29 protein-coding genes are annotated in these 24036 nt (G+C 40.6%); 24 read left to right on the forward strand and 5 right to left on the reverse strand.

The window, feature by feature from the left end; all coding sequences use genetic code 11:
* Positions 1-359: 359 nt before the first annotated feature.
* Entirely contained in the window at positions 360-713 is a 354-nt protein-coding gene (locus ACFIK3_RS07005; protein WP_004859838.1) for a helix-turn-helix domain-containing protein, read from the reverse strand.
* A gap of 87 nt (positions 714-800) precedes the next feature.
* Here ACFIK3_RS07005 and ACFIK3_RS07010 point away from each other — a divergent pair, with 87 nt between their 5' ends.
* The 5 genes from ACFIK3_RS07010 (at position 801) to ACFIK3_RS07030 (ending at position 3768) form a co-directional block, all read left to right on the forward strand.
* Positions 801-1094 (forward strand): helix-turn-helix domain-containing protein, encoded by a 294-nt coding sequence (locus ACFIK3_RS07010; protein ID WP_375630689.1) that lies wholly within the window; start codon positions 801-803, stop codon positions 1092-1094.
* Positions 1095-1219: 125 nt separating this feature from the next.
* Positions 1220-2302 (forward strand): YdaU family protein, encoded by a 1083-nt coding sequence (locus tag ACFIK3_RS07015; RefSeq protein WP_375676448.1) that lies wholly within the window; start codon positions 1220-1222, stop codon positions 2300-2302.
* Positions 2244-2762, forward strand: coding sequence for a hypothetical protein (locus ACFIK3_RS07020; protein ID WP_375658065.1), 519 nt, complete (start codon positions 2244-2246; stop codon positions 2760-2762). Before ACFIK3_RS07015 ends, ACFIK3_RS07020 begins: the two co-directional genes overlap by 59 nt.
* 156 nt (positions 2763-2918) lie before the next feature.
* Positions 2919-3266, forward strand: a complete 348-nt coding sequence (locus ACFIK3_RS07025; RefSeq protein ID WP_375624113.1) for a hypothetical protein — start codon at positions 2919-2921, stop codon at positions 3264-3266.
* Positions 3253-3768: a hypothetical protein gene (locus ACFIK3_RS07030; RefSeq protein WP_375676449.1), complete on the forward strand. Its 516-nt coding sequence runs from the start codon at positions 3253-3255 to the stop codon at positions 3766-3768. The genes ACFIK3_RS07025 and ACFIK3_RS07030 overlap by 14 nt, the downstream gene beginning before the upstream one ends.
* A 148-nt stretch (positions 3769-3916) precedes the next feature.
* Here the strand turns inward: ACFIK3_RS07030 and ACFIK3_RS07035 are convergent, their stop codons facing one another.
* A complete protein-coding gene (locus tag ACFIK3_RS07035; RefSeq protein ID WP_004856691.1) occupies positions 3917-4210 on the reverse strand; it encodes a HigA family addiction module antitoxin in 294 nt (97 codons plus the stop codon).
* Between the two features lie 16 nt (positions 4211-4226).
* The gene (locus tag ACFIK3_RS07040; RefSeq protein ID WP_252619286.1) at positions 4227-4508 is read right to left on the reverse strand and encodes a type II toxin-antitoxin system RelE/ParE family toxin; all 282 of its coding nucleotides are present in this window, start codon (positions 4506-4508) and stop codon (positions 4227-4229) included.
* Between the two features lie 188 nt (positions 4509-4696).
* Here ACFIK3_RS07040 and ssb point away from each other — a divergent pair, with 188 nt between their 5' ends.
* The 5 genes from ssb to ACFIK3_RS07065 all read left to right on the forward strand — a co-directional run bounded on the left by ssb (position 4697) and on the right by ACFIK3_RS07065 (position 6633).
* Positions 4697-5137 (forward strand): single-stranded DNA-binding protein, encoded by a 441-nt coding sequence (gene ssb, locus ACFIK3_RS07045; protein WP_375630890.1) that lies wholly within the window; start codon positions 4697-4699, stop codon positions 5135-5137.
* Complete coding sequence (locus ACFIK3_RS07050) at positions 5137-5457, forward strand: hypothetical protein (protein WP_375654634.1); 321 nt, start codon at positions 5137-5139, stop codon at positions 5455-5457. The genes ssb and ACFIK3_RS07050 overlap by 1 nt, the downstream gene beginning before the upstream one ends.
* Positions 5444-5947: a hypothetical protein gene (locus ACFIK3_RS07055; RefSeq protein ID WP_375676450.1), complete on the forward strand. Its 504-nt coding sequence runs from the start codon at positions 5444-5446 to the stop codon at positions 5945-5947. The genes ACFIK3_RS07050 and ACFIK3_RS07055 overlap by 14 nt, the downstream gene beginning before the upstream one ends.
* A gap of 96 nt (positions 5948-6043) precedes the next feature.
* Positions 6044-6301, forward strand: coding sequence for an AbrB/MazE/SpoVT family DNA-binding domain-containing protein (locus ACFIK3_RS07060; RefSeq protein WP_375676451.1), 258 nt, complete (start codon positions 6044-6046; stop codon positions 6299-6301).
* On the forward strand, positions 6301-6633 hold the full coding sequence (locus ACFIK3_RS07065) for a type II toxin-antitoxin system PemK/MazF family toxin (RefSeq protein WP_375636703.1): 333 nt from the start codon (positions 6301-6303) through the stop codon (positions 6631-6633). The genes ACFIK3_RS07060 and ACFIK3_RS07065 overlap by 1 nt, the downstream gene beginning before the upstream one ends.
* A 191-nt stretch (positions 6634-6824) precedes the next feature.
* Here the strand turns inward: ACFIK3_RS07065 and ACFIK3_RS07070 are convergent, their stop codons facing one another.
* Positions 6825-7121, reverse strand: a complete 297-nt coding sequence (locus ACFIK3_RS07070; protein WP_375676452.1) for a hypothetical protein — start codon at positions 7119-7121, stop codon at positions 6825-6827.
* A 72-nt stretch (positions 7122-7193) separates the two neighbouring features.
* On the reverse strand, positions 7194-7667 hold the full coding sequence (locus ACFIK3_RS07075; protein WP_375676453.1) for a hypothetical protein: 474 nt from the start codon (positions 7665-7667) through the stop codon (positions 7194-7196).
* A gap of 310 nt (positions 7668-7977) precedes the next feature.
* On the opposite strand from ACFIK3_RS07075, the gene ACFIK3_RS07080 reads away from it, so the two are divergent.
* The 14 genes from ACFIK3_RS07080 (at position 7978) to ACFIK3_RS07145 (ending at position 24032) form a co-directional block, all read left to right on the forward strand.
* Entirely contained in the window at positions 7978-8292 is a 315-nt protein-coding gene (locus ACFIK3_RS07080) for a hypothetical protein (RefSeq protein WP_375676454.1), read from the forward strand.
* A complete protein-coding gene (locus ACFIK3_RS07085) occupies positions 8273-9598 on the forward strand; it encodes a PBSX family phage terminase large subunit (RefSeq protein ID WP_375676455.1) in 1326 nt (441 codons plus the stop codon). Before ACFIK3_RS07080 ends, ACFIK3_RS07085 begins: the two co-directional genes overlap by 20 nt.
* Positions 9583-11637 carry a portal protein gene (locus ACFIK3_RS07090; protein WP_375613684.1) on the forward strand — a complete coding sequence of 685 codons (2055 nt, stop codon included), beginning with the start codon at positions 9583-9585 and terminating at the stop codon, positions 11635-11637. Before ACFIK3_RS07085 ends, ACFIK3_RS07090 begins: the two co-directional genes overlap by 16 nt.
* A gap of 11 nt (positions 11638-11648) precedes the next feature.
* Positions 11649-12560, forward strand: coding sequence for a hypothetical protein (locus ACFIK3_RS07095; RefSeq protein ID WP_375612491.1), 912 nt, complete (start codon positions 11649-11651; stop codon positions 12558-12560).
* A 96-nt stretch (positions 12561-12656) separates the two neighbouring features.
* Positions 12657-13799, forward strand: coding sequence for a N4-gp56 family major capsid protein (locus ACFIK3_RS07100; protein ID WP_375630882.1), 1143 nt, complete (start codon positions 12657-12659; stop codon positions 13797-13799).
* A 19-nt stretch (positions 13800-13818) separates the two neighbouring features.
* Positions 13819-14268, forward strand: coding sequence for a hypothetical protein (locus ACFIK3_RS07105; protein WP_375676456.1), 450 nt, complete (start codon positions 13819-13821; stop codon positions 14266-14268).
* Positions 14269-14340: 72 nt separating this feature from the next.
* Positions 14341-15039, forward strand: coding sequence for a hypothetical protein (locus ACFIK3_RS07110; RefSeq protein WP_375612494.1), 699 nt, complete (start codon positions 14341-14343; stop codon positions 15037-15039).
* Positions 15039-16496 (forward strand): hypothetical protein, encoded by a 1458-nt coding sequence (locus ACFIK3_RS07115; protein WP_375627859.1) that lies wholly within the window; start codon positions 15039-15041, stop codon positions 16494-16496. The genes ACFIK3_RS07110 and ACFIK3_RS07115 overlap by 1 nt, the downstream gene beginning before the upstream one ends.
* 41 nt (positions 16497-16537) lie before the next feature.
* Positions 16538-16921: a hypothetical protein gene (locus ACFIK3_RS07120; RefSeq protein WP_375676485.1), complete on the forward strand. Its 384-nt coding sequence runs from the start codon at positions 16538-16540 to the stop codon at positions 16919-16921.
* 1 nt (position 16922) lies between these two features.
* A complete protein-coding gene (locus ACFIK3_RS07125; RefSeq protein WP_375664856.1) occupies positions 16923-17978 on the forward strand; it encodes a tail fiber domain-containing protein in 1056 nt (351 codons plus the stop codon).
* On the forward strand, positions 17978-19837 hold the full coding sequence (locus ACFIK3_RS07130; RefSeq protein WP_375676457.1) for a hypothetical protein: 1860 nt from the start codon (positions 17978-17980) through the stop codon (positions 19835-19837). Before ACFIK3_RS07125 ends, ACFIK3_RS07130 begins: the two co-directional genes overlap by 1 nt.
* The gene (locus ACFIK3_RS07135) at positions 19830-22067 is read left to right on the forward strand and encodes a hypothetical protein (RefSeq protein ID WP_375676458.1); all 2238 of its coding nucleotides are present in this window, start codon (positions 19830-19832) and stop codon (positions 22065-22067) included. The genes ACFIK3_RS07130 and ACFIK3_RS07135 overlap by 8 nt, the downstream gene beginning before the upstream one ends.
* Positions 22067-23059: a transglycosylase SLT domain-containing protein gene (locus ACFIK3_RS07140; RefSeq protein WP_375654414.1), complete on the forward strand. Its 993-nt coding sequence runs from the start codon at positions 22067-22069 to the stop codon at positions 23057-23059. Before ACFIK3_RS07135 ends, ACFIK3_RS07140 begins: the two co-directional genes overlap by 1 nt.
* Positions 23052-24032, forward strand: a complete 981-nt coding sequence (locus ACFIK3_RS07145; protein WP_375676459.1) for a tail fiber protein — start codon at positions 23052-23054, stop codon at positions 24030-24032. Before ACFIK3_RS07140 ends, ACFIK3_RS07145 begins: the two co-directional genes overlap by 8 nt.
* Positions 24033-24036 lie beyond the last annotated feature (4 nt).

Below are 24036 nucleotides of genomic sequence, written 5' to 3' on the forward strand. Positions count from 1 at the left end.
AGTGGTCCAGACCGACCAATGTTTTGATCATCATCATAGACAACTAATAAAATTTCATCAGAATTTATAAGAATTGGATTTTCCATAATTTTTCCTCCCTAACGCCTCTTGGCGATTGTTTGTGCGTGGTTTATGGAATATATATAATACGCATAATGCATACTTGTCAACAATAAAATATGCGTTATGTGTATTTTATTTTTAACGGTATAAAAATCTTGTAAGAAGATTTTTTCTAAATGACGATTCTCATGAAAGGGGAAGGTGAATGGTTATGAAAACAATAAAAAGTGATATAGAATTAGATAATAAAATAATGCATCTGGTTTCTACATTTAGTAATGAAAGAAAAAAAGCTTTTATTTTTTTTCTTCTGCATGCAGGCGATTTAAAAGGTGAAGAATTGTTTCTTTATCTGGTTGAGTTGTTTTTTGCAGTAGATTAATAATTTGCTCATCAACAGTTTGTTTTGTGGCAGGAATTGGAAAGGAGGGGCCTTCTCCCTCTCCAGTTAATAACCATCCTTCACTAATTCTAAATGCTTTTGCATATTTCGCAGATGCCCGTGATATTCCTCTTAATCCTTGTTCGTGCTGTATATAGCTAGAGTAGTTCCAGCCAAAATATCTAGCTGCTTCTTTAGCACTTCTAAAACCACGCGCTAAACGCGCTTTTATTAATCTAGCAGATTGGTCTATCGTGTTACTAAGCATTTTTATCTCCTTAATATATTCATATTGCATATAATTGGTATGCATTTCGACTTGACTTTTAAGTACTCATAATGCATATTATTTTTTATGGGAAAAATAGCAGTAAAACAGTTACGTAAAAATCTGAATTTAACTCTGAAAGAAATGGCAGCACGGTTAGGCGTCAACAAGTCAACAGTATGGCGTTGGGAAAAATATGGTGTTCCTTCAAGAGGAGCCGTTGCATATCTTCTCGAAGCGTTATGGAATGAACAATCTCCTCCAACGCCTTCTTTTGTCAAGGGTTCCACTGTTTGCATGAAGCCATGTGAACAAAATGAAATGACGAAGCTTCAATATGAAGAAAAGAATGAACATCAACAGCATCATTCACACTCTTAAACAGGCAAAAATAAAGAGATCAAATAAATAGATTACGCGTCACCATGCGCACGCATAAATACGCAACAGCTTTAAGGGGGGGATTATGATCACTAATTTATATTTAATGAAAGAAGGGGGCGCGCATGTCTAATGGTATGCCATGGATAAGATTCCATTTGTATGACTGGATAAGTGGTACAAATGGAATGACATCTGAACAACGGGGGGTTTATATAACCCTTCTCGTTTGCATGTATGAAAAAAAAGAACCACTTAAAACAGATTTTCAAACGCTTGCACGGGTTTGTCATTGTTCGCAGAAAAAATTTGCAGCTATTGTCGAATACTTAATGAGGAATGATAAACTTGTTGAGACAGATAATGGATTGTGGAATACGCGTGTTGAAGAAGAGTTGAACGATTTTGCTGATAAAAAAGAGCACATATCGCAAGTTCGTAGTGAAGCTGGTAAAAAAGGTGCGCAAGCAAAAAATAATACAAAACAACATGTTAATAATTTTGCTGAAGCAAATGACAAGCAAAACGTTTTTTTTGCTGAAGCAAACGCTAAGCAAAATCAAGCTATAAAGAACCAGAATAAGAATATATATAAAAAAACTAAAACTAACGTTTTAGCAAAAAAAGAAATTGGTTCTGAAAGTTTAGAAACAAACGAACAGGTTGACGAGCCAACAGAGGTTGCTGCTGTTGAGACCACATCAGAGCAAATCACAACGGGTGTAGAAAACCAACCTCCCATTCACGAGCAAGAGAACGTTCCCAAAAAAGCAAAACGAGCGCAAGCTAATCGCGGTTGTCGATTGCCTACGGATTTTGAACCCGATTACGATTTTGCCATTGCAGAGGGCTTGCCTCCAGAGCGCGTGAAAGTCGAAATTGCAAAGTTTCGAGATTTTTGGAAAGCCTGTGCAGGAAAGAATGCTATCAAACGTGATTGGCAAGCAACATGGAGAAACTGGGTGCGAAAGGCTATCGAGGTTTTAGAAAAAACGAAAAACACGAACAACAATGGTGGAAACAATGGAAATTACACTCAAAAGCAAAAAAGCATTGGGGAACGTATCGCAGACAGTCTCCTTGATATCGGAAATCGAGGGTATTTTGAAACACATTCATGCGATGATACCTCCGAGCGGTCCGTTTGTTTTGAAGGATGGCAGCCAATTAACGAAACAGCAGGAATCGATTGCTTTAGAGGCTGGTGATCAATTGCAAGAGCTCTTCGCAGTGAAAGCAGGTAAAGAGGATATAGCAAAAGCAATTCGCATGCTGTCGTGTGGTTTGAAAATAGCACAACAATCAGACCATGAGGGAATGGCGTTGACCTATGGAATGGTTTTGGAAAATGTCTCTGCATGGTCACTGATGACAGTGGTCAAACGGATTTTATGTGATGAAATAAATTGTTTATCCGATACGTTTTTTCCGAGCACACGAGAACTTGTCAGGTTGTGTCGTGATTTGGAAAACGATCTTTTGAGAAAAGTCAATTTTGTACGCAATGCTGTTTTGAGATTCCGTGAAAAGGAGTTGAAAGAACAAGCAGCGAAAGAGCATTCAACGCCTATAACGCTTGTTCACAAGCAAGAGCTTGAAGAGACTTTAAATGGCATTGGTGGGATAATGAAACGCTTTGGTCCACAGCAAACTAGTGAAAAGTGCTGATCATTTTACGATTAGGTATGTGTTTAAATCGACAAAAAGGCACCGTACAAAGCGATTTAAAGATTTTATGATAGAATCAACATCTGCAATATAAAACGCTCTGTACGGTCAAATTTTAGGTAAATAGACCAATTGGTAAAATTATGGACTAAAAACATGAGAATATTAAAAGACCTGTTCTTAAAAAAGCGTAAACAACCCATGCAAAAAGAGTTTGTTGCAACAGCTGTTGGTTATGTTCCTTGGGGGGACGGAGCAGAGGAGTATTTTTACAACCTCTACGAATATGAAGATGGCACAAGAGAGTGTGAAAAGTTTGATGGCGGACAGTATTATACCACACCAGAAAATGCGGATTTTAGTACCAAAGCGCAAGTAAAAGCATGGGTTTACGGTGGGAATATTCCGAAAAGCGTTCTCAATTACGAACCTCTTATAGATGAGATCAATAAAGAGATCAAAAAATTATCGAAAACCGCAGGAAATAAATATGTTTACAGATAAGCAGCTAAGAGCCTTGTTTGGTATTATAATTTTTATATTTTTATGCTTTCTAGGAATTAAAAAAAATCCCTATTTTATCCAAGGTATTTTGATATTTGCATCTTTTGGTTTGATAATAATAACAAATATTTTTGTAATTTTATGCAATTCTCATATTCCTTTTGAGTTGCAGAACAATCCAAAATATAAAGATGATGATACAACAGGTTGGAAGATATTAACACGTGATTTACAACAGTATTTGCACAGACTTTTAAAGCTAATAAGTTTAGCACTTGTCGTTTTAATTTTTCCAAATAGTTATAAGGAAACTGTTTCTTTACCTTTCATTTCTAAGTACGTGGAGTACAAGCTTTCTTTTCCATTGGATACTGTACTTTGGTACTCAGATATTGCTCTTTGGTATTCCTTTTTAGTCTGTGTATTTTTCCTTATGTTACGTACACGCAGTTTAATAAACATATCTATTTACACACTACAGTGCTCAGTTAAAAAGCTATAGTAAAATTTCCGATTTTATAAAACTGTTTAGATTACGTTGTCTCTTCTCAACGTTCTATAAAATCAACAAGAGCATAAAAAACTATCATGGGCTGCTTGATTTTAAAGAACATGACCTCTAGGTGTGAAGAAAGATGGGCTAAGTCTTTCTAAAGATGCCCTACTTGCTCTAAAGGTGAAATATGTGGGATTGGGCTGTTATGCCGAGCTTGCCACAAATCATGCTTTTGTTGCAATTTAAGCCAGAATTCCGCATCATTTAAACCCGCTTTTTCTAACCGTAAAGCTAAGTTAATACTAATCGCCGCATGGCAGTTTAAGACGCGGGATAAAGTTAAACGTGCAACGCCAAGACGATTTGCAGCTTCTGTTACTGTTAACCCTAATTCATCAAGCAATTCTTCTTTCAAAATGCCGCCAGGGTGTGGAGGATTGTACATCATAATAACACCTCAAAACTCAATGGTAATCTTGATAATCAACCAGTTCAACGTCTGTCCCAATGAAACGAAAAGTAACACGCCAATTTCCATTGACACGCATTGACCAGTAACCTTTTAAATCGCCCGTAAGCGCATGTAGACGATACGATTTAAGAGTAACTTGTTCAGGCGCGGATATTGTATCTAAAATTACTAAAATGTTTGCTAATTTTTTAGCATGCGCGGGTTGTATGCCTTTGCAGACTCCTCTTTCAAAGAATAATTTCAACCCTTTATGCTTAAAACTAACGATTGCCATATATACCCTCTTGATACTTGATACTATACACCATGCATTTATGTCAATTGATTATTTATCAAAGAGCATATTAAACATAATTTTATATGTTAAAAAACAATAATATCCTTTTGAAATAATTGAAAAAATATGCAAATCATGCTAGGATTTTGTATGTATTAAAATACAAATTTAAGGTAAGAAAAAATATGCTAAATAAAGTGATGTTAATCGGGCGTTTAGGTGCTGATCCCGAAAGCAAAACAATGAATTCTGGAACAGAAGTAGTCAATTTTCGTATGGCAACTTCTGAGAGCTATACAGATAAAAATACTCATCAAAAAGTAGAGAAAACTGAATGGCATTCAGTTGTGATTTTTAATCCACATTTGGCAAAAATTGCACTTCAATATCTCAACAAAGGTTCAAAAGTTTACGTAGAAGGAAAATTACAGACACGCAAATGGCAAGATAAAAATGGGCATGACCGTTACACAACAGAGATTATTTTACCGCAATTCAAAGGCGAGTTAAAGCTCTTAGACGGAAAAAATAACGATAATCAAGAGCCATTATCTTCTTATGACAGAAGTTTCCAGCAACCTCTTGATACGCCTCATACTGTTATAAATGATGAGGTTCCTTTTTGATGTTAATGAGTCAATCCAATTCTTTGCAAATAATTATACAGAATAATATGCTTATGCAACAAGCGTTGTTAGGGAATAAGGGTAATGATGTACCTGCTACTGGTTTTGAAATAGCAATAATCATTGTATTTATGTTGACATTGGTTGTATTCGTTTGGGGGCTGGCTAATGATAAAATAAAGATAAGTGTATTAACTATAATTATAGGTCTCTCTTTATCCACGTGGTTATTTATTTTGGATAAAGAAACATGTTTAGCATCAGATGAAATTGGGCAAGATATTAGACAGACATTTGGGGGTATAAGTGAAAAAAAATAAAAAGAAAGATGCTTACATTTCACAAGTGAAAGTACGTCAAGATCCTGTTAATCAATTGGCAATTGAAATGCGTGCTAAACGCTTTGGTTTGACTATTGAAGAGGCTAAAAATCCGCTTGCTGGTACTTATGTTGGGCGGCTTTGTTTGCAAGGTGTGCTTACTCAAGACCAGTATGATGCTGCGCAAAAATATCTTGAAGTGAAAAATGACTATTTGTGTGCAAAAGGTTTACCAAGCGCTGTTTATGACGAAATACCATCATCTTCTGATGACAAAGCAAGAGAGAAATGGGTTGAATTTGCAACAGTACAGTTTTCTAATATGCAAGAGGCGATAAAAGAAACACAACATCTCTATAGACAGTATAATCTTTATGCAGCAATACAATATATTATTGTCGAAGACCAAACATTACCACATCTTGTGAATTCATTGCGGGTCGCTCTTAACGCGCTTCATAAATATTTTGACAGAAAAACTAAATGGTAAATGTTTTATTGTTCTTTTTCCATAAAAGCATGAAAACCTCTTGAAGAATATGCACTAGAATGTTATATTTTTATATAATATTAAAGGAAGTGTTTTATGCACACAACAAAATTACGTAAAGTTGGAGGGTCAGTTATGCTCTCTATACCGCCCGCATTGCTTGATGTTCTTCATCTTTCTGAAAACACGCAAGTGGGTTTGGCTATTGACAATGGACAATTGGTTGTAAAACCACAGGAATTTTCTAGCTATACTCTTGAAGAATTGTTAGCGCAATGTAATCCTTCGGACGATTTTGCAGATGATGATATGGAGTGGTTTGATGCCAAGCCTGTTGGCAGAGAGCTCTTGTAATGAAGCGGGGCGAAATTTGGTTTGTATCGCTTGACCCAACTTCTGGTTATGAGCAAAAAGGAACGCGTCCTGTATTGGTTGTGTCACCGGAGGCGTTTAATCGTGTCACAAAAACACCAATTGTCTTACCTATTACAAGTGGAGGAAATTTTGCGAGAACCGCAGGGTTTGCTGTTTCATTAGCAGGAACAGGATTACATACCACAGGTGTGATACGTTGTGATCAACCACGAGCTCTCGATATAGCAGCGCGTCAGGGAAGGAAAATGGAAACAGTTCCCCCCATGATTATGAATGAAGTGCTTGCCAAGCTATCAACATTTCTAACTTAGTTTTTTATGCATCTTTAAGAACGATGCTAAAGTAAGCAATGTGACGTGAAACGTTTCTCTGTATAACGCCTTGTAAAAGACTAAGGAAAATAATTCATTCTATTGTACGCAGAAGTGCCTCTTTTTGTTTCTAAAAATAAGAAAGATATGAAGTATTTGTTTTGTTTTATGATTTTTAGTATTTTTATTCTTCACTTATAGCTATTACAATCAACATCTTGAAATTTATCATAACCATAGTAATCTTTATGTTGCTGTTTTAACATTTTACATAAATTGTATCGATTAATATCAAATTTTTCGAGCACTTCGTTTGGAAGATCATATAAATTTCGAGGACCAACATCAAACATATCAACTGCATCAGCTAGGTTATTTGGAATGCGGTTCTCATCTGCATCTGATTTTTGTCCGCAGTTGGTAAGAAAAAGCACACTGATCACTACGACTAATAAGTAACTTATTTTTTTTGCTGATAAATAATTCATTATTTCTTTTATGGTTGGAGTTTAAGTATATATTAAAGATTAGGGAAAAAGACTTAATAAATATTTTGATTGTTAGACAATTTTCCAAATAAATTTGATCAACGCTATAAACGCTATAAGACAAATTAATATCAATGCTATAATTGCTACGATCGGTAGAATTTTATCTAAATTTTGTATTATAGCAATAAAAATTGACACTCCTAAAAATGCTAATATTATTACAGGATAAAACACAAAAACTGCCGACCCAGCCGCCCAAGCCGCTGTTTGGAATTGGAGGGACAAGAGCTCATAAAATGCGCTGTCAATATTTTCATCTTTTAAACTTAGCTTTTCTTCTCTTGCACATGCACTTAGTATCAAAAGATACGATACAAATGCTACAAATATTGGTACAATTAATTTATCTTGTTGTTGATTGTCTAATCCGAAGGGATTAAAAGCAAGTATCATAAGACTAATTATAGCAAAGAACGGTAAAAACAAAATTAGTGTAAATGTCTTTTTAATTCTGCATAAAGCAGCTTTTTTGAAAAATAACATTAATTCCCCCCCACTTTTTGCTAATCAATAATTTAGTGCTTCCGTATAATTGATTCGTTGAGATAATACAATTGTGAGTTATTGGGTGCTAAAGACACTAGATTTAGGTGAAAAAAATAAAAAATACACAATATCGTGATTTTTTTTGTTGACAGGATATGAAAAATAGTGTTTTATGGCGTTGCTGTACTAGTCGAATTGCGTCTAGAATTACGGTAAAGGTATAACCTTTCTTATAAGTTTATATGATTGTTCAGAACCCTGCTTTTGCGGGGTTTTTTTATTGTCTTGTTTACAAAAAGAAACACACATGAAAACCACTGAAAAACTTGCAAAAAGAACGCCCCCAAAGGCAGGTCAAGGGCGGGTAAAAGGTGTGCCAAATAAAACGACACGTATTTTGAAAGAAGCAGTGCTTAAGGCAGCAGAGCGCGCTGGTAAGAGATATGGTGATGATGGTTTGATCTCTTATCTTGAAAAACAGGCAATCAAATGCCCCGCTGCTTATTTGGCATTGTTGGGGAAGATTTTGCCTCTTCAAGTGACAGGGGAAGATGGCGGGGCGATTAAGATGATAACGCGTGTGGAAATCGCGCCTTTAGTTCATGACAACACGACAGATTAATATTGTTCCAAAGCTTATACCGATTTTTACAGATAAGGCTTTGGTGCGTGCGGCTTGGGGTGGACGAGGGTCTGGAAAGACAAGATCATTTGCCTTGATGGCTGCTTTAAAAGGCTATCAATTTGGTAGGGAAGGAATATCAGGCACTATTCTTTGTGCACGTCAGTTTCAGAATTCTTTGGCAGAAAGTTCATTGGAGGAGATTAAACGCGCCATTGAAGCGCACGACTTTTTAAAGGACTATTACAAGGTTGGGGAGTCGTCGATTAAGTCGATTGATGGTCGTATAGCCTTTCAGTTTTCTGGTCTGGACCGGAATATAGCTAGTATCAAGTCTATGGGGCGTATTTTGCTTTGTTGGGTTGATGAGGCAGAGCCCGTTACAGAGACGGCTTGGCAGACGCTTATACCGACGTTGCGAGAAGAAGGAGAGGGATGGCGGGCAGAATTATGGGTGACATGGAACCCGTTGCGAGAGAATGCCCCCGTTGAGAAGCGGTTTCGCTTTTCAGACAATGCGGCAATTAAGCGTGTTGAGATCAACTGGTCAGACAACCCGAAGTTTCCCAAGATTTTGAATGAAGCGCGATTGGATGATCTGAGAAACCGTCCAGAGACCTATAAGCATATCTGGGAAGGGGATTATCTGAAAGCGGTTCAAGGCGCTTATTATCAAAAGGAAATGTTGGCAGCCGAGCAGGAGGGGCGGATAGGGCGTGTTGCTCGTGACCCCTTGATGCAAATACGTGCTTTTTGGGACATTGGGGGTACGGGCGCCAAGGCAGATGCAACAGCGATATGGATAGCGCAATTTGTTGGTAGAGAGATCAGAGTGCTTAATTATTACGAAGCACAGGGGCAGCCTTTATCGGAGCATATCGGTTGGTTGCGTCAAAATGGTTATGAGAAGGCGTTGATGGTTCTCCCCCATGACGGTGCGACGAGAGACCGTGTGCACAATGTGAGTTTTGAGAGTGCTTTAAATGATGCGGGTTTTGAAACGCAAGTGATCCCTAATCAAGGGGCAGGGGCGGTTAAGATGCGTATAGAGGCGGTGCGTCGTATTTTGCCGTCTGTTTGGTTTAATGAAGAGATGACGGTAGCAGGGCGCAAAGCACTGAATTGGTATCATGAGAAATGGGATGAGAAGCGCGGCATTGGTTTGGGTGCAGAGCATGATTGGTCGAGCCATGGGGCGGATGCCTTTGGTTTAATGTGCATTGTCTATGAAGCACCCAGTGTCAAACCCAAGCAAGAGCGTTATTGCACTATGGAAAGAGAAGCGGCATCATGGATGGCATTCTAGATCAAGACTTTCAAAAAACGACAATCCTTGATGAATATGAACTCTATAAGCGTTTAAAGTCTTGGTACGCAGAAGATGTTGAACATGTTAATGAATGGCGTGAACAGGCGCGTGAAGATTTTGATTTTTATAATGGTCGTCAATGGGCAGAGGAAGATCTTGCGGTTTTAAAAGAGCAACGCCGTCCTGTCATGACTTTTAACCGCATTGCACCCCTTGTGAATGCTATTGTTGGGGCGGAGCGTAATAATAAGCGCGAAGTACAGTTTCAACCACGGCAAATGGGAGCGGCAATACCCAATGAATTGCTTACTGGAGCAGCAGAATGGTTTCGTGATGAGGCAGAGGCGGAATATGCCGATTCCGATGCTTTTCAGGATATGGTTATTTGCGGTATGGGCTGGACAGATACGCGGCTTGATTATGATACAGATCCCGAAGGGATACCTGCTGTTCAACGTTTAGATCCCTTAAAAATGGTTTGGGATGCTAATGCTGTAAGACCAAATCTCATTGACGCACAGCGTATGTGGTATGTTGATCGCAAATCCGTTGAGGATGCTAAAAGTCTTTTTCCTGATGTTGCTGTTGAAGATCTTAACGCCGATTGGGCTATCGATAGTACAACCGCTTCTGAGGATTCTCATGTGTCGCTTGATGCGTATCAAGATGACTCCAATGCGACTTCTCTCTCAGATCCGTATTCTGGGAAACGCTATGTTACGCTGGTTGAATGCCGTTGGTTTGAATATGAGACCACTTACAAGGCGCCTGATCTTCAAACCGGACAGATGCGCAACTATAGCAAACAGGAGTTTGAACAGCTTCAAAGGGTAATGCCACAATTACAAGGGGTGTGTTTTAATAAAAAAGTGGTGAGACGCGCTTTTCTGGGACGACGTCTTTTAGCAAAGCCCGATAAGCCATTAGCACCTGATGGGCAACTTGGGTGGGAGTGTATCACGGGCACGCTGGATAAGCTTAAAAACCAGTTTTACGGGATTGTTCGCCCCGCAAAAGATCCACAAAAATGGTCGAATAAATATTTTAGCCAAGTGATGTATATCCTTAATAGCCAGTCTAAGGGCGGCTTGATGGCAGAACGAGGCGCTTTCGATGATGATCGCCAAGCCATGGAAAGCTGGGCGCGAACGGATACGATTACTTGGGTTAAAAATGGCGCGCTTACAGGAGGGAAAATTCAACCAAAGCCAAGTGCACAATTTCCCAATGGATTTTTCCAGCTGTTTAATGAATCGCGTGAAGCGATAACGCATGTAACAGGGTTATCGGCTGAGTTTATCGGAACACGGGAGGTCAACCAAGCCAATGTGCTGGAAAATACACGCCGGCAATCAACGCTTAATTTGCTTGCGGGGCTGTTTGATAATCTCAAGCTTTATCGGTGTAGGCAGGGAAAGATTATCCTTTATCTTATCCAGAATTATCTCTCTGATGGGCGTTTGGTGCGTATTTCTGGACAAGAGAATGCGCAGTATGTTCCATTAACACGTGAAGCTGTCACAACGCTTGAATACGACATTATTGTTGATGATTCACCGACAAGCCCCAATGAAAAAGAGAAAACTTTTGCGACAATTACGCAGATGTTGCCATTGCTTGGTGGGTTCTTAACACCGGAGATGATTCCAGATCTTTTAAAGCTTTCCCCACTACCGGCAACATTGGTAGCAAATTTAACGGCAAAAGCACAGCAGGCACAACAAGAACAACAGCAACAGCAGATGATGCAACAAAGCCAAGGGGCGCAATTAACTCCAGAGCAACAAGCAAAGATTGCTGTTTTACAGCAAGAAGCGCAAGCAAAGAGCACACTCTATCAACTTGATGCGCAGCAGAAACAAGCGGCATTGCAGCAGAAAAATATCGAACTTTTCTTGAAACAAGAACAAGCGCGCATGCAGCTCGAACTTCAACAGGCAAAAAATGAGATAGCGCAGCGTGATTTAGAACGCAAAGCTTTACAGACACAGTTGGAACACTATCGAGTTTTGACAAAAAATATAATAGCACATTGAAGGGACAGAATATGGAAGAAGAGTTTACGCCTGAAGAACAAGCAATCTATGATGAACATTTTGCCAGTGATAATGCTGTTGAGTTGGTCGAGCCAGAACAAGTTGAGGAAGTTTTTGATGCAGAGGAAAGTTCTGAACAGCCAGCTGTAGAACCACTTCAAGAGCAGCCAAATTCTGATGTAATAGAATCTGATAAACTAGAGCAAGAGCGGCAAGCACGACAAAAGGCAGAACAAAGCGCCATTGAAGCGCGTGAATTGGCTATTGAACTTGCGCAAAAATATGCCGCAATGCAGGAAGAAATCACGCGCCGCCGTGAGGAAAATATTCCCTCCCTAGAAGACGACCCAAAAGCACATTTTGCATGGCTTAGTCATAAGGTACAAGAACAACAGAAATTGCTTGATGAGTTTTCTCATATGAGAGAGAGCCAAGAGCGCATGAGTCAAGAGGAATATGAACGCCAAAAGTTGGGGGATTATTTCGAGGAAGCTAAAGCGCAAGTACAAGATAAATATCCAGATTTAGACAGTATCACGGACTATCTCTATGAAAGAGCAGACAGTGTCTTACAAGCGCAAGCAAGCCTTTATCCGCAATGGAAAGACCCAGAGGCACGGCAACAACAAATTGGTGCTGAATTGCGCCAAATATGCCAGCAGTGTCAGAAAGCCGGTATAAATCCAATTGAGGTGCTGGTGCAAAAAGCGAAAGCTTTTGGCTATAGTGGAGCGCCAGTTAAGGACGAAGTGGGAGCCCTTCAAGAGCGCTCTCAAGCAGCGCGGACGCTTACAGCGCGCGGCGGGCAAGTTCCAACAGGCGGTATGGATGTGAGAACGCTCTTTTCCATGCCAGAAGCCGAATTTGCTGTATGGGTTGAGAAAAATCCCGAAAAATTTGAACAAATTATGAGCAGAGCGTGAGATGTGCGTGGTGACGCAACAGAGAGAACCAAGTGATTGTTATCGTTTGGGGGTGCCGCAAGGCGAGTTTTAAAACCAAGAAAGGCATTGATTGAAATGGCAGTAACACAGGTAAATCTTAATGACCCATTAGCCGTTGGCGTTTGGGCTAAGATGCTAAACACAGAAACTTCAAAAGCGTTGCCCATTGCACCGCTGATGGGAAAAGGAAAAAACAGCATTATTCAAGTATTGGATATGCTAGGAAAATCCGCTGGTGACTCTGTGACGAGCGGATTAAGAGTCCAACTTATGGGGGATGGCGTTAGCGAGGGACAAACGCTGGAAGGCAATGAAGAAGCACTCCAATTTATGAATGAAACGGTGCGTATTAACGAGCTTTCTCATGCTGTACGCGTAAAATATGAAGGCACCATTGATCAACAACGTGTTTTATTTAATTTACGAACAGAAGCAAAGGATGGGCTTGTTGATTGGTATGCAGATCGCTTAAGTTTGATGTTCTTCATTCAGGCAGCAGGTTATACAGCACCATGGATTCACTTCGAAGGACGCACCATAACCCTTAAACCCGTACATTATGGCTTTAATGCTCCATTAGAGCCAAGCAAATTGCGTATTATTCGCCCAGCTAAGAAAAAGACTGATGAAGAACTTACAAAAGACGATGTTTTTACATTAGATCTTATAGATCAGGCTGTTGAACGCGCTAAACTTGCTAATCCACGTTTGCGCCCTGTTCGTGTTGATGGAAAATCGGCATATGTGATGTATCTCCACCCAACACAGGTGACCCAATTGCGTACCAATACAAAGAGCGGGCAATGGTTAGACATTACCAAGGCAGCTTATGATGGCTCTGGAGCTAAGAACCCAATTTTTAATGGTTCTTTGGGGATGTATAACGGTGTCATTTTGCGTGAAGCTGAACATGTCCCCAATGGTATCAATTCAAAGACACAAGAGCCTGTAACATCTGTTCGCCGTGCTGTGTTGCTTGGTGCGCAAAGTGTTATCATGGCTTATGGGCGCGTTGGCAATGGAGCAACAGGAGGCGATGGGAAAGGGGGAACACGCTATAAACTTGTTGAAGAACTGTTTGATTATCAACGTGAATTTGGGGTTGCAGCTAAAACCATTATCGGCATGAAAAAATCACGCTATACCTTGCCGCATTCTGATCAAGGGGGGCAGGATTTTGGTACGATTGTTATCCCTTCTTTTGCCGAAGCAAGCTAATTATTAAAGGATGACAATTATGGCAGAAAAATCGCTAATTACACAGGAACCTGATGAAATCGTTGAAACCATTGAAACCGTTGGCATGATAGATGAGGGATTGCCACCTGTTTTGCAGGGACGTAACAACTCTACGCAGCAGGTTAGTTTTTTACGGGCGCGTGTTAAATGTACAGATCAAGGGTTGATAACAAAAATTGGCGTTCTACCCCGAGGGGCTTTTATAAAAAGTATTACAGCTTATACCATGGAGGATTTTGAAGATGTAACAGCTACATTTGGAAAAGAGCCTCATGGTAATGATTATGGAGATGTAGGGCTTCGGCAATCTACCGATGGCAATCTGTACCTCCCTATGGAGGAACGAGATGTTCCATTAGAGGCTGAAAATACGATTTACATGACACGAGACAAGAAAAGCACCAAAGGTGATGCTGAGGTGATTGTTGAGTTTTACACTAATCGTTAAAGGCAAGGGGGCGTTTATTGCTTGCGTCCCCCTCCTATACAAGATGCCCCAATACATTTGGAAGAGGCTGATATGACAATAATAGTACAGACAGGTGGTCCGATTGGAGACAAACAGACCATTGCTCCTTGGGATAAAAATTTTATCCAGATGTTAAACGATATTCAGGATGAAATAGATGATCAAACAGATGAGTATGTTGATCAAGTGCAAAGGGCGATATTTTCGGCTATTCGCTTTTGTGAACGATTGCCTTTTTATTTCAATGAAAGCCGCGAAGTTGTTTTTACCACTCTAAAGGGCAAAAGCCGTTATGGCGCAGAGGAAAATCCAGTTATTCCGGCTGCTGTTCGCATTGTTGATGCTTACGTTTATGAAGATAATCACAGCAAAGCAAAGCTTTTGCAGGTAGATCCTCTTGTTATTGAGAATCTTGAGGATGATTGTAGCCATGGCATGCCTACACGCTATGCTTATTTTGAACAAAAGCTTGTCTTGTATCCAACACCAGAGCGCGTTTATTCTATCAGGCTTATTCTTGACCCTGTAAGAATAAAAGATATTGAGAGTGCACAAGAAGCGTCCATATGGTTTTTAGAAGCCTATGAACTGATCAAAACGCGTGCAAAATATGAAATTTATACCAATATTATTAAAGAACCACAGATGGCAGCGGCAGCTTTTGCCATGTTTCAAGAGCAACTCGATGCGCTTCAAATTGAAACATCACGGCGCAAGAATTTGTTAAAAATTCAACACACGGATTTCTGATGACCTTTATTCCTATTGCTGAGTATAGACCAGATGTTGCATTTATTAATAGTGGTTATTCTAGTGAGATCGTGAACGTTTTACCTGCACCAAATTCGTATATTCCGTTTCCCATTGTGGCGCCGGTCTCAGATCCTTTTCCGGATGTGATTTTGGGGGTCTATGCGGTGCGCTCATTGGGTGGTGTGCGCATCATTGTGGGGGCACCAACAAAACTTTATGAATATGACAACAGCACGCGCGGCTGGAAAGACATTAGCAAACCTCACACACAATATCACGCCAATGAGACTGCACTTTGGTCTTTTGCCTCCTTTGGTGATCATATCATTGCTGTTAATAGCAATGACCCACCACAAATGCTTTCGTTAAAAACGGATGAAAGGTTTTGTGATTTGAGTGGTAATCCCCCGCGTGCTGGACTTGTGCGTGTGTGGGGTGATTTTGTTTGCCTGATGCAATTAACAGATAAGCCAAACCGTGTTCAGTGGTCCGGTTTGAATGATGCGACACATTGGACGGTTGGGGAGAAAAGTTGCGATTATCAAGATTTTCCCGATGGAGAATATGTTCAAGGGTCTACGGAATCAACAAATCCACTTATTTTCATGCGCTCCGCCATTTATCATGCAACCTTTGTACCAGGCTCTAAAATTATATTCAGTTTTGCAAAAATAAAAGACAAAATAGGGGCGAAAAGCAGCACAGCAATTGCAAGCCGTGGAGACTGTACTTTCTTTGTCTCTGATGATGGTTTTTATCAAATCAACAGTGCTGGTGAAATGCTCCCTATAGGCTTTGGTAAAGTCGATAAAACCATCTTCACACTTTACAATAATTTTGCCATTGATGAGATGAGAGCATGTATTGATCCGGTCTATTCTCGTGTTTATTTTTCTATCAATGATAACACTGAAGGGATGCATATTTATGTTTATGATTGGCTTTTGCAAATATGGAGTGTCATTAAGGGGCAAAACCTTCTCTTATTTCCCCTTTTTGCAGCCGGTTATACATTAGAAGGCTTAGACGAAGTACAAGAGAGCTTGAAAGATTTACCAGCTTCTCTTGATAGTAAGATGTGGCAAAATGGTGCGCCTGTTTTGGGAGCTTTTACGCCAGACAACACATTTGGTTTTTTTGCGGGTCCTCCAATGGAAGCAGTTATTGCTTCACAAATTGTGGGGGATACGGGCAGGCAAATCAACTTGATGAGTGAGGCTTTTGTTCAAGCGGATACAACAAAAGGTTTTTTAAGTGTTGGGGCGGCTTTTATCATTGATAACAAGAACCAATTAAATTGGGCTAAAGAGCGTTATGCCGGCTATAATATTGGGATGTATAATATCCGCTCACGGGCGCGTTATCACGCTTTGCGTCTGAGAATACCAGAAGGCACGCCATGGACACATATAACAGGCTTTGATGTAACGCTGAAACCCGCGGGCATAAGATGAGTTTTAAGATCTATAATACAGAAAAATGGAGCGCTGAACAAATGGCGCCCTATTTTGATAATGTCATAAAATCGATAGCTTACTTTAATCAAACATTCCCTGATGATTATAATACAGAGACCATTTTAAACGATATTTTGAAGGGAGAAAAAGTTCTTTGGATTATCGTTGATGCGCATGAAAACTTTATGGCGCATGTCACAACACAGTTACAAGAACTCGTCACTGGAGCATTAAGGGCGGTTGTTGTCACGCTTGGTGGAAAGGGAGGAGCACCCTTAACAAAGCTTATCACTCAGATTGAAGCTTATTACAAGGAAAAAGGGGCAAAAGAGCTTGTCATCATAGGCAGGCGAGGGTGGGAAAAATCTCTTAAAACGCATGGATATCTCGTTAATCTTTTAGAATATAGAAAGCAGCTTTAACATGGGAAAAAGTTCTAAACCAATCCAGAATACCCAAAACACGACGCAAACAAATGAACCCCCTGCATGGGCAAAAGGTATTTTTGAACACGCCGCTCAAGATGCCATGACTTTTTATAACCAAGGCAGCGGAAAAGCCGTTTATGACGGGCAGCGTGTTGCGGATTTAAGTGATCAAACAAAGAATGCGATTAATGGGCTTAGCAATAATACGCATAACTATGATAACAACACTTTAAATGGATTAGCCACAGGGCAAAATTCAACAAGCCAAAACTTAAAGAACATGGCTTCAGGGCAACAAATAGGCAATAACCCTTACTTTAATGAAGCACTTCAAAACGCATTAAATAAAGCAACAAGCTCTATTAATAGTTCATTGGCAGGTGCTGGACGTTATGGTTCGGGTGCACATACCGGCGTTTTGGCTGATGAATTGGGGGGCATAGCAACACAAGCTTTATCACAGCAATATAACCAAGATGTCAACAACATGATGAATGCCAATGGTCTCATTGACCAAGCAAACCAAAATCAGTTGGCGGGCGCCAATAACTTCTTTCAAGGTCAAGGTCAGGCAAATCTTAATGCGTTGACGGGAGGGAGTGTACTTGATGCCAATCATCAACGGCAATTAGATGAAGAGCGGCAAAAATGGGAGCAGCAGAACAATCTTGATTGGGACCAGTTAAGTAAGTTGCTTACAGCTGGTGGGGCTGTTGCTGGAAATTATGGAACGCGAACAGGACAAATGACGACATTGACTCCACAGCCAAAACCTAATCCGTGGGAGATTGTTGGAAATGTTGGAACTATCCTTGGTACTTTTGCTGGGCTTAGTGATATCAGAGCAAAAGAAAACATCAGAGAAGCTGGGCAGAGAAATGGCTATAAACTCTATGAATACAACTACAAGGGGCACCCAGAGCGCTATCGCGGGGTGATGGCACAGGATGTTTTGAAGTCAAAGCCAGAAGCTGTTTTCTTGCATAAGGCGACAGGCTTTTTGCATGTGGATTATAGCAAGCTTGGCTTTAAGATGGAAAGGGTGCAGTGATGGAACAAGAAAACACAAATTCTCTTTTAAAGTTGTTTGATCCAAAATTTTTGCGTCCCTTGATGTATCAGGTCATGCCTCAATTGCCAAAGCATTTGTTCGAACAGCTTTCTACGCCTCCAAGCACGCCGTTGGAAGGGCGATACAAGCCAAGTTTTTTAGAACGCGCTGCTTTTAGCACAGACCCTTTTGATGTGAGCAATGGGGATAATACTCCACAAAAATTGAGTCCTACAGAGCTTATTCGTGGTTCTCAAGCAGGGACAGAACAAGCTGGGAAAAAAACGCCAGCAGAATTGATTATGTCTACAGATGATTTAAAGCGCCAAATGCCTCCATTACCGGATGCTTCAAAGGATACTGTTAAGATACAAGAGGCGCCAGAGCAACAAAAGTATGACTTCTCAGATCAGGGAGGTGTTGCATCAATGATTCCTCAATCTCCACTTGTTGGGAACATTGATCAGTCTAGTGGGGATGAAGCTGGGCGACAGCAAAAAGATGTGATGGATTATATTGCTCAACTTAATGAGAAATCTATAGCGGAAAACTCTTTGAAAAACAATTCTGGAAATGATGAAGAAAAGCTTTTTGAGGCACCCATAGGAGAAGAAAAACATTTGAATGCACACTTACCAGAAGAGGAACATTTAAAAGCAAGTGGTGATCTTGAACAAAAAACAGATTATATCAAGTCACTTGATAACTTTGTTCAGACAGGAGCAAATCCAAGTAGCTTATGGGAGCGTTTTAGAAAATCAGAATTTTCCGAGCATTTAATGGATTTTTTTGCAGGGCTTGCGTTAGGAAAGACACCACAAGAAAGTTTTTCAAATGCATCTATCCTTATGCGGCAGGGCAACAAGGAACGCGCACAATATAAACAAACTTTGCAATTTTTACGCTCTAAAGGGTATAGCGATGAAGATGCGCAAGCACTCACGCAATATCCAGATCTTGCCATGAAAATCATAGGCAACACGTTAAGCCCTCAAGAAGGCTATAGAACATTGACATCAGAAGAAAAGGCAGAGCAGGGATTGCCTGAGGATATGACTTTCCAAGTCTCAACAAGCACAGGGAAAATTATACCTGTCCAAGGGGGACAGCGTTCCACTGCTTCTGGATTAGGGGGGAATACCGATGGCATGCTGTCAAAGCCTGAATCAGGTTATATGTATATTAAGGATAAAAAAGCACTTGGTGGCATACGTGCGATGCCAATTGCAGGCAGTGGTGCAGAACATAAATTAATTCAAGAACAGAAAGAGGAGGAGCGTAAAAACCAACAAATGCAAATGCGAATTCTGGAAACAGCAGACAGGTCAAATCGTATACTCTCAGCATCTAAAGAATTGCTAAAAATTGTTGAGGAACACCCGCATGTTGTTGGTTTCACGGGTCCTATAATGTCGTTCCTTCCTAATTCTAAGGCAAAAGATTTTGGGCATATGCTCGATTCATTGAAGGCAAGTATCGGGCTTGATTCCTTGAGAAAAGCAAAAGCATTTTCACCAAATGGCGCATCTGGCTTTGGGAATTTGTCTAATATGGAATTGCAAGCATTGCAAAACTCTGTAGCGGCGTTGTATCAAGATCTTTCTGCAGAGCAAATGAAGAAATCTTTAAAAACAGTTATTGACACTTTCAATAAATCCAATGCAGCAACGCGCGCAATTCTTTTTGGTGGTGCAGAAGCAACAAACGAGCTCGTTCGAGCCGCCTATGGGCAAGATGCTTATAAGGGAAATCATGCACAGTCAAATGATCCACTAGAAAAACAGATAGAAGCATTGCCGGAAGGCATGTTGTTCGTTGATAGTGACGGGCGTATTAAGGAGAAACAAACCAATGGCTGAAGTAATCCCCCCTCTTATTAATCGTAAAAACACAAGAGTCATTGGGCATATAAGTGACTATACACCAGAACAGCTTCAAGAGCTTTTCGCGAAGAATAAGGAAAGGCTAAGTGGTTCTGTTACAGGAAATAATGGTGCAACAGAGGAAGATGGTCCACATCCAAGTGTTGCTGGTGCTTTTGGATGGGGTGCTCTTCATGGGTTAACCATGGGGTATGATGATGAAATAGCTGGAATATTAGAAGCAGGACCTTGGGATTATTGGATGGGAGATAAAGAGGCAGTCAAAAAATATAATGAAGTGACAAAGCGATGGCGTGATTATCAAAGAGCGGCGAACCGAGATCATTTTTATGCATCTCTTGCGGGGAATTTAACGGGTGCTGTGGCACCCGTAATTGCTTCTGCCCTCTTTCCACCCGCGGCAGGGGCTACTGCTGCTGCTCGTGCGGCAATTGGGGCTGATGTTGTGCTGGGAGGTAGAGCTGGTGTTGCAGGAGCACAAATAACCAGTAAAGCTTTAGCAGCAGGAGAAAGGGCGGTGCAATCTGCTTTAGCAGAGGGTGCGGAACGGGCAGCGGCAAAAGCTGCAGGTGAAGCAGCAATGAAAGCAGTAGCAAGTAAAGAGGCGGCAAAATTTAGCTTGGGGCGTGCAGCAAAAACTGGAGCCATTTATGGTGGAATAGCAGGCAGTGGTGAGGGGGAAGGGCTTGCAGATACTCTAGTATCTGCTGGGTTAGGTGCAGGGCTAGGCGTTGCAACACCATTTGTTGCCAGTGGTGTATCAAAAGCAACATCTTTTGCGACAAGATCACTTAAAAAAACGCCTGCTATTGTGAAAAAAACACCTGCGGCTCTCAAAAACACAGTTGGAAAATTGTTTGGTAAAACTGAACCAATAACACAAGGTGTAGAAAAAGAAGCATTTCAGATAAGCGATAGAGCGCTTAGGGATGTAAGCCAAACTTTAGGGGATGAAGGTGTTGATAAACTTGAAAGAGCATTAAAACAGCGAGGTCCTGATTCAATGATTATTGATCTTCATGATGGGCTTGCTACAAGAGCTTTTAAGGCAGCAAAAAAAGACCATGATACATATTCGCTCTTAAGTAATCGTTTGAATGAAAGACAAGATGCGAGTGCACTGCGGGTAAAGGATGCGTTGACAGATGTGATGGGTCCAAAAGTAGATACGCTTGATTTAAAGCAAGAGATTATCAAACAAGCACAGAAAAAGGCTGAACCATTTTATGAGAGGGCGAAAGCTTCTCCCATTTCTAATGCTGTCAGTAAAGATTTATCGCGGTTGCAAGAAACTCCTGCCTTCCAAAAAGCCTATAAAAAAGCAATTGCGCAAATGCCAAATGAAGCGGATGCAACAGTTATAGGGAGCAATGGATATCCAAAGCTGAATATGCGAATTTTACATAAGATGAAAGAGGTTTTGGATGATCAAATTAATTCTGCGCGCATCAAAGGAAAATGGGGATATGCTCGAGATTTGACTGATTTCAAACAACGCATTCTGGACGTTTTGGATACGTCCTCTCCATATTATGCTAAAGCACGGAAAATTTATTATGACGAGCGTACTATTGGTGATGCCCTCGAGCAGGGAGAGCAAGCGCTGAAGAAGAGCGTTAATCTCGACACAATCAACAGTCAACTTTCGGATTTTGGGTTGATGGAAAAAGATGCGTTTCAAAAAGGTATACGGTCGCAACTAGAACATGCGGCAGGCAATGCACAGAATTTTGACCACAATCTTTTGAGTTTGTTTGACACAAAAAATGGTCAAGAAAAATTGCAGCGGAGTTATGGTGAGGATAAAGCAAAACAGCTTATGAAAGTGTTGCGACCAGAAGTGGAAAGAACAAAGCTTTTTGCACGCTTGCCAAACCATATAGGTGAAGTGGAAGAGAGGGGGGAACAACAGACTATGGGTATAGGAAAGATTGCTTTCATCAAGGCAGTTGTAAAAAATTTCGCAAGAGAATTTGGACGCAAATTCTCAAGCGTCCATAAAGATACTGAGAGAGATATTGCAGCGCTTATAACAGCGCGGGAAAAAGGAGATTTTGGGTTAGCAAGGGAAAAAGCTGTTGAATTAATTAAGAAGTTTCATGAAGCAGAAAAGAAACGCTTAATAACCAAAGAAGACCACACAAAATTCTTCAATTTTATTGGCATTCTTTTGAATAGCAGTGCTGATAGAACGGTTATAAACTAATGATCAATTTTCATCCCAATGTGAAGCGTGCTATCTCACAGGCAGCACAAAAATATGGTTTACCAGAAAGCTTTCTTGAACGTGTTGCTATGATAGAAAGTAATGGTAATCCAAATGCAAGAAATAAGAACAGCAGTGCAGGGGGGCTGTATCAATTTCTCGATTCAACAGCAAAACACTATCAACTCAATAACAAGTTTGATCCCTTTCAAGCAACCGATGCTATGGCACGGTTAACGAAGGATAATACACGTTATTTAGTCACAGCATTAGGCAGAGAGCCATCAGAGGCAGAGCTTTACCTCGCACACCAACAAGGACCAGCAGGGGCAGTAAAGCTTATCAAAAATCCACATATTCCAGCGAGCCAGCTTTTAGGTCGACAGGCAGTCACACTCAACGGTGGCAACATGGAAGCTACAGCAGGGGATTTTATGAATCATATTTATGGGCTTTATAATAAAACGGGAGATGCTTTGAAGAGAACGATACAGCAAAACCAAAGCAATGGACAAGCAGCACCAAACGAGGTGGGTCCTTTGCGTGGGTTTGAGAGGATTCAAAAGACACTTCAAGGTAATCAAGTGGGTCAAGGTAATCAAGGGGGCAACCAATTGATGGCATATGACACGCCATTTCCAAACAGAATGATGGCACCTGAAAGCAGAGACAATTTAACAGGACAGATTATGGAAACCACACCATTGCAAGCACAAGGTATTGATGCAGGTGCTCTTAAAAAGGGCTTTTCCGGTTTGCTTCATTTAATGAGAGAGAATGGAGAACGACAAAAACAGCAGGCACAGATGGTACAGCAACAAATGTTACAGCAACCAGTCATGGCGGGTTTCTCACAATCGACTGGGGGACCGACAGATTTAACACCTCTTATTGATCCCTCTAGGCGGCAATCTGTTGGTTCCTATGGGCGGCAAAAAGAAGAGCAATTGCGCGAAGAGCTATTAAGAAGAACGGGGGCTTATCATGTCTGATATTTATGACTGGTCACTCACAGCTGATCAAAATGCCAATTCCGATAGTATCATTAATTGGGCAGAAGGGCAGCCGCCTAGTTCTGTTAATGATAGTGCGCGGGTCATGATGCAGCGTATACGTGAATATCTTGCCGATAATGGTGGTTCTCTTGACTCAAAGTTTATTGTGAATGGAAAGGAACAAACAACATCAATTACGTTGACGACGGTTTCTCCAATAGCAAAATATAAAAACGATATCATTATCCGCTTTAAGGCGTGTGGTATAAATATTGGTACGACAACAATAAACATGAATAATATAGGAGCAAAGCCACTCTATAAAGCCACCAGCACGGGAATAGTATCATTGACAGGTGGCGAGTTACAAACAAATGGTATTTATGAAATAGTCTATAATGATGGCGTATCAACAAAAGGTCTTGATGGCTGGTATCTTTTAAACCCTACCCCCATTCCACCACCGAAGGTCGAAACCTTTCCTTGTGGTTTTATTGCGACCTTTGCTATGCAAGAAGTCCCAAACGGCTGGCTTTTATGTGATGGCGCTACTTATGAACGCAAGGATTATCCGCAATTATTCAAGGCGATAGAGGATAAATGGGGAAAAAACAGTGATACAACCTTTAAAGTTCCAGATTTTAGAGGAGTGTTTTTGCGCGGCTTTGATAATGGTCGCGGTTTAGACAGAAGTAGACAATTTGCCGATATACAGCAAGATTGCCTTAAATCGCATACACATATTTGTAGTGTTGAATCGGCGGGACAGCATACACACGAGTTTCAGTATAATGGAGTGGGATGGAGTGCCAATGATATTGGTAGAAGAAACCCCTCTTATCACTATCAAACCCTTTCAGGGATAACAGAACCTGCTGGAGTGCATACGCACAAGGTAACACTTTCTTCAACGGGTGAGGCAGAAACGCGCCCTATTAATGTACCGGTTGTTTATGCCATAAAATCATAAGGTT

Origin of the sequence: Bartonella sp. CB10SXKL (assembly GCF_042195515.1) — a bacterium.
In the GTDB taxonomy this organism is placed as follows: domain Bacteria; phylum Pseudomonadota; class Alphaproteobacteria; order Rhizobiales; family Rhizobiaceae; genus Bartonella.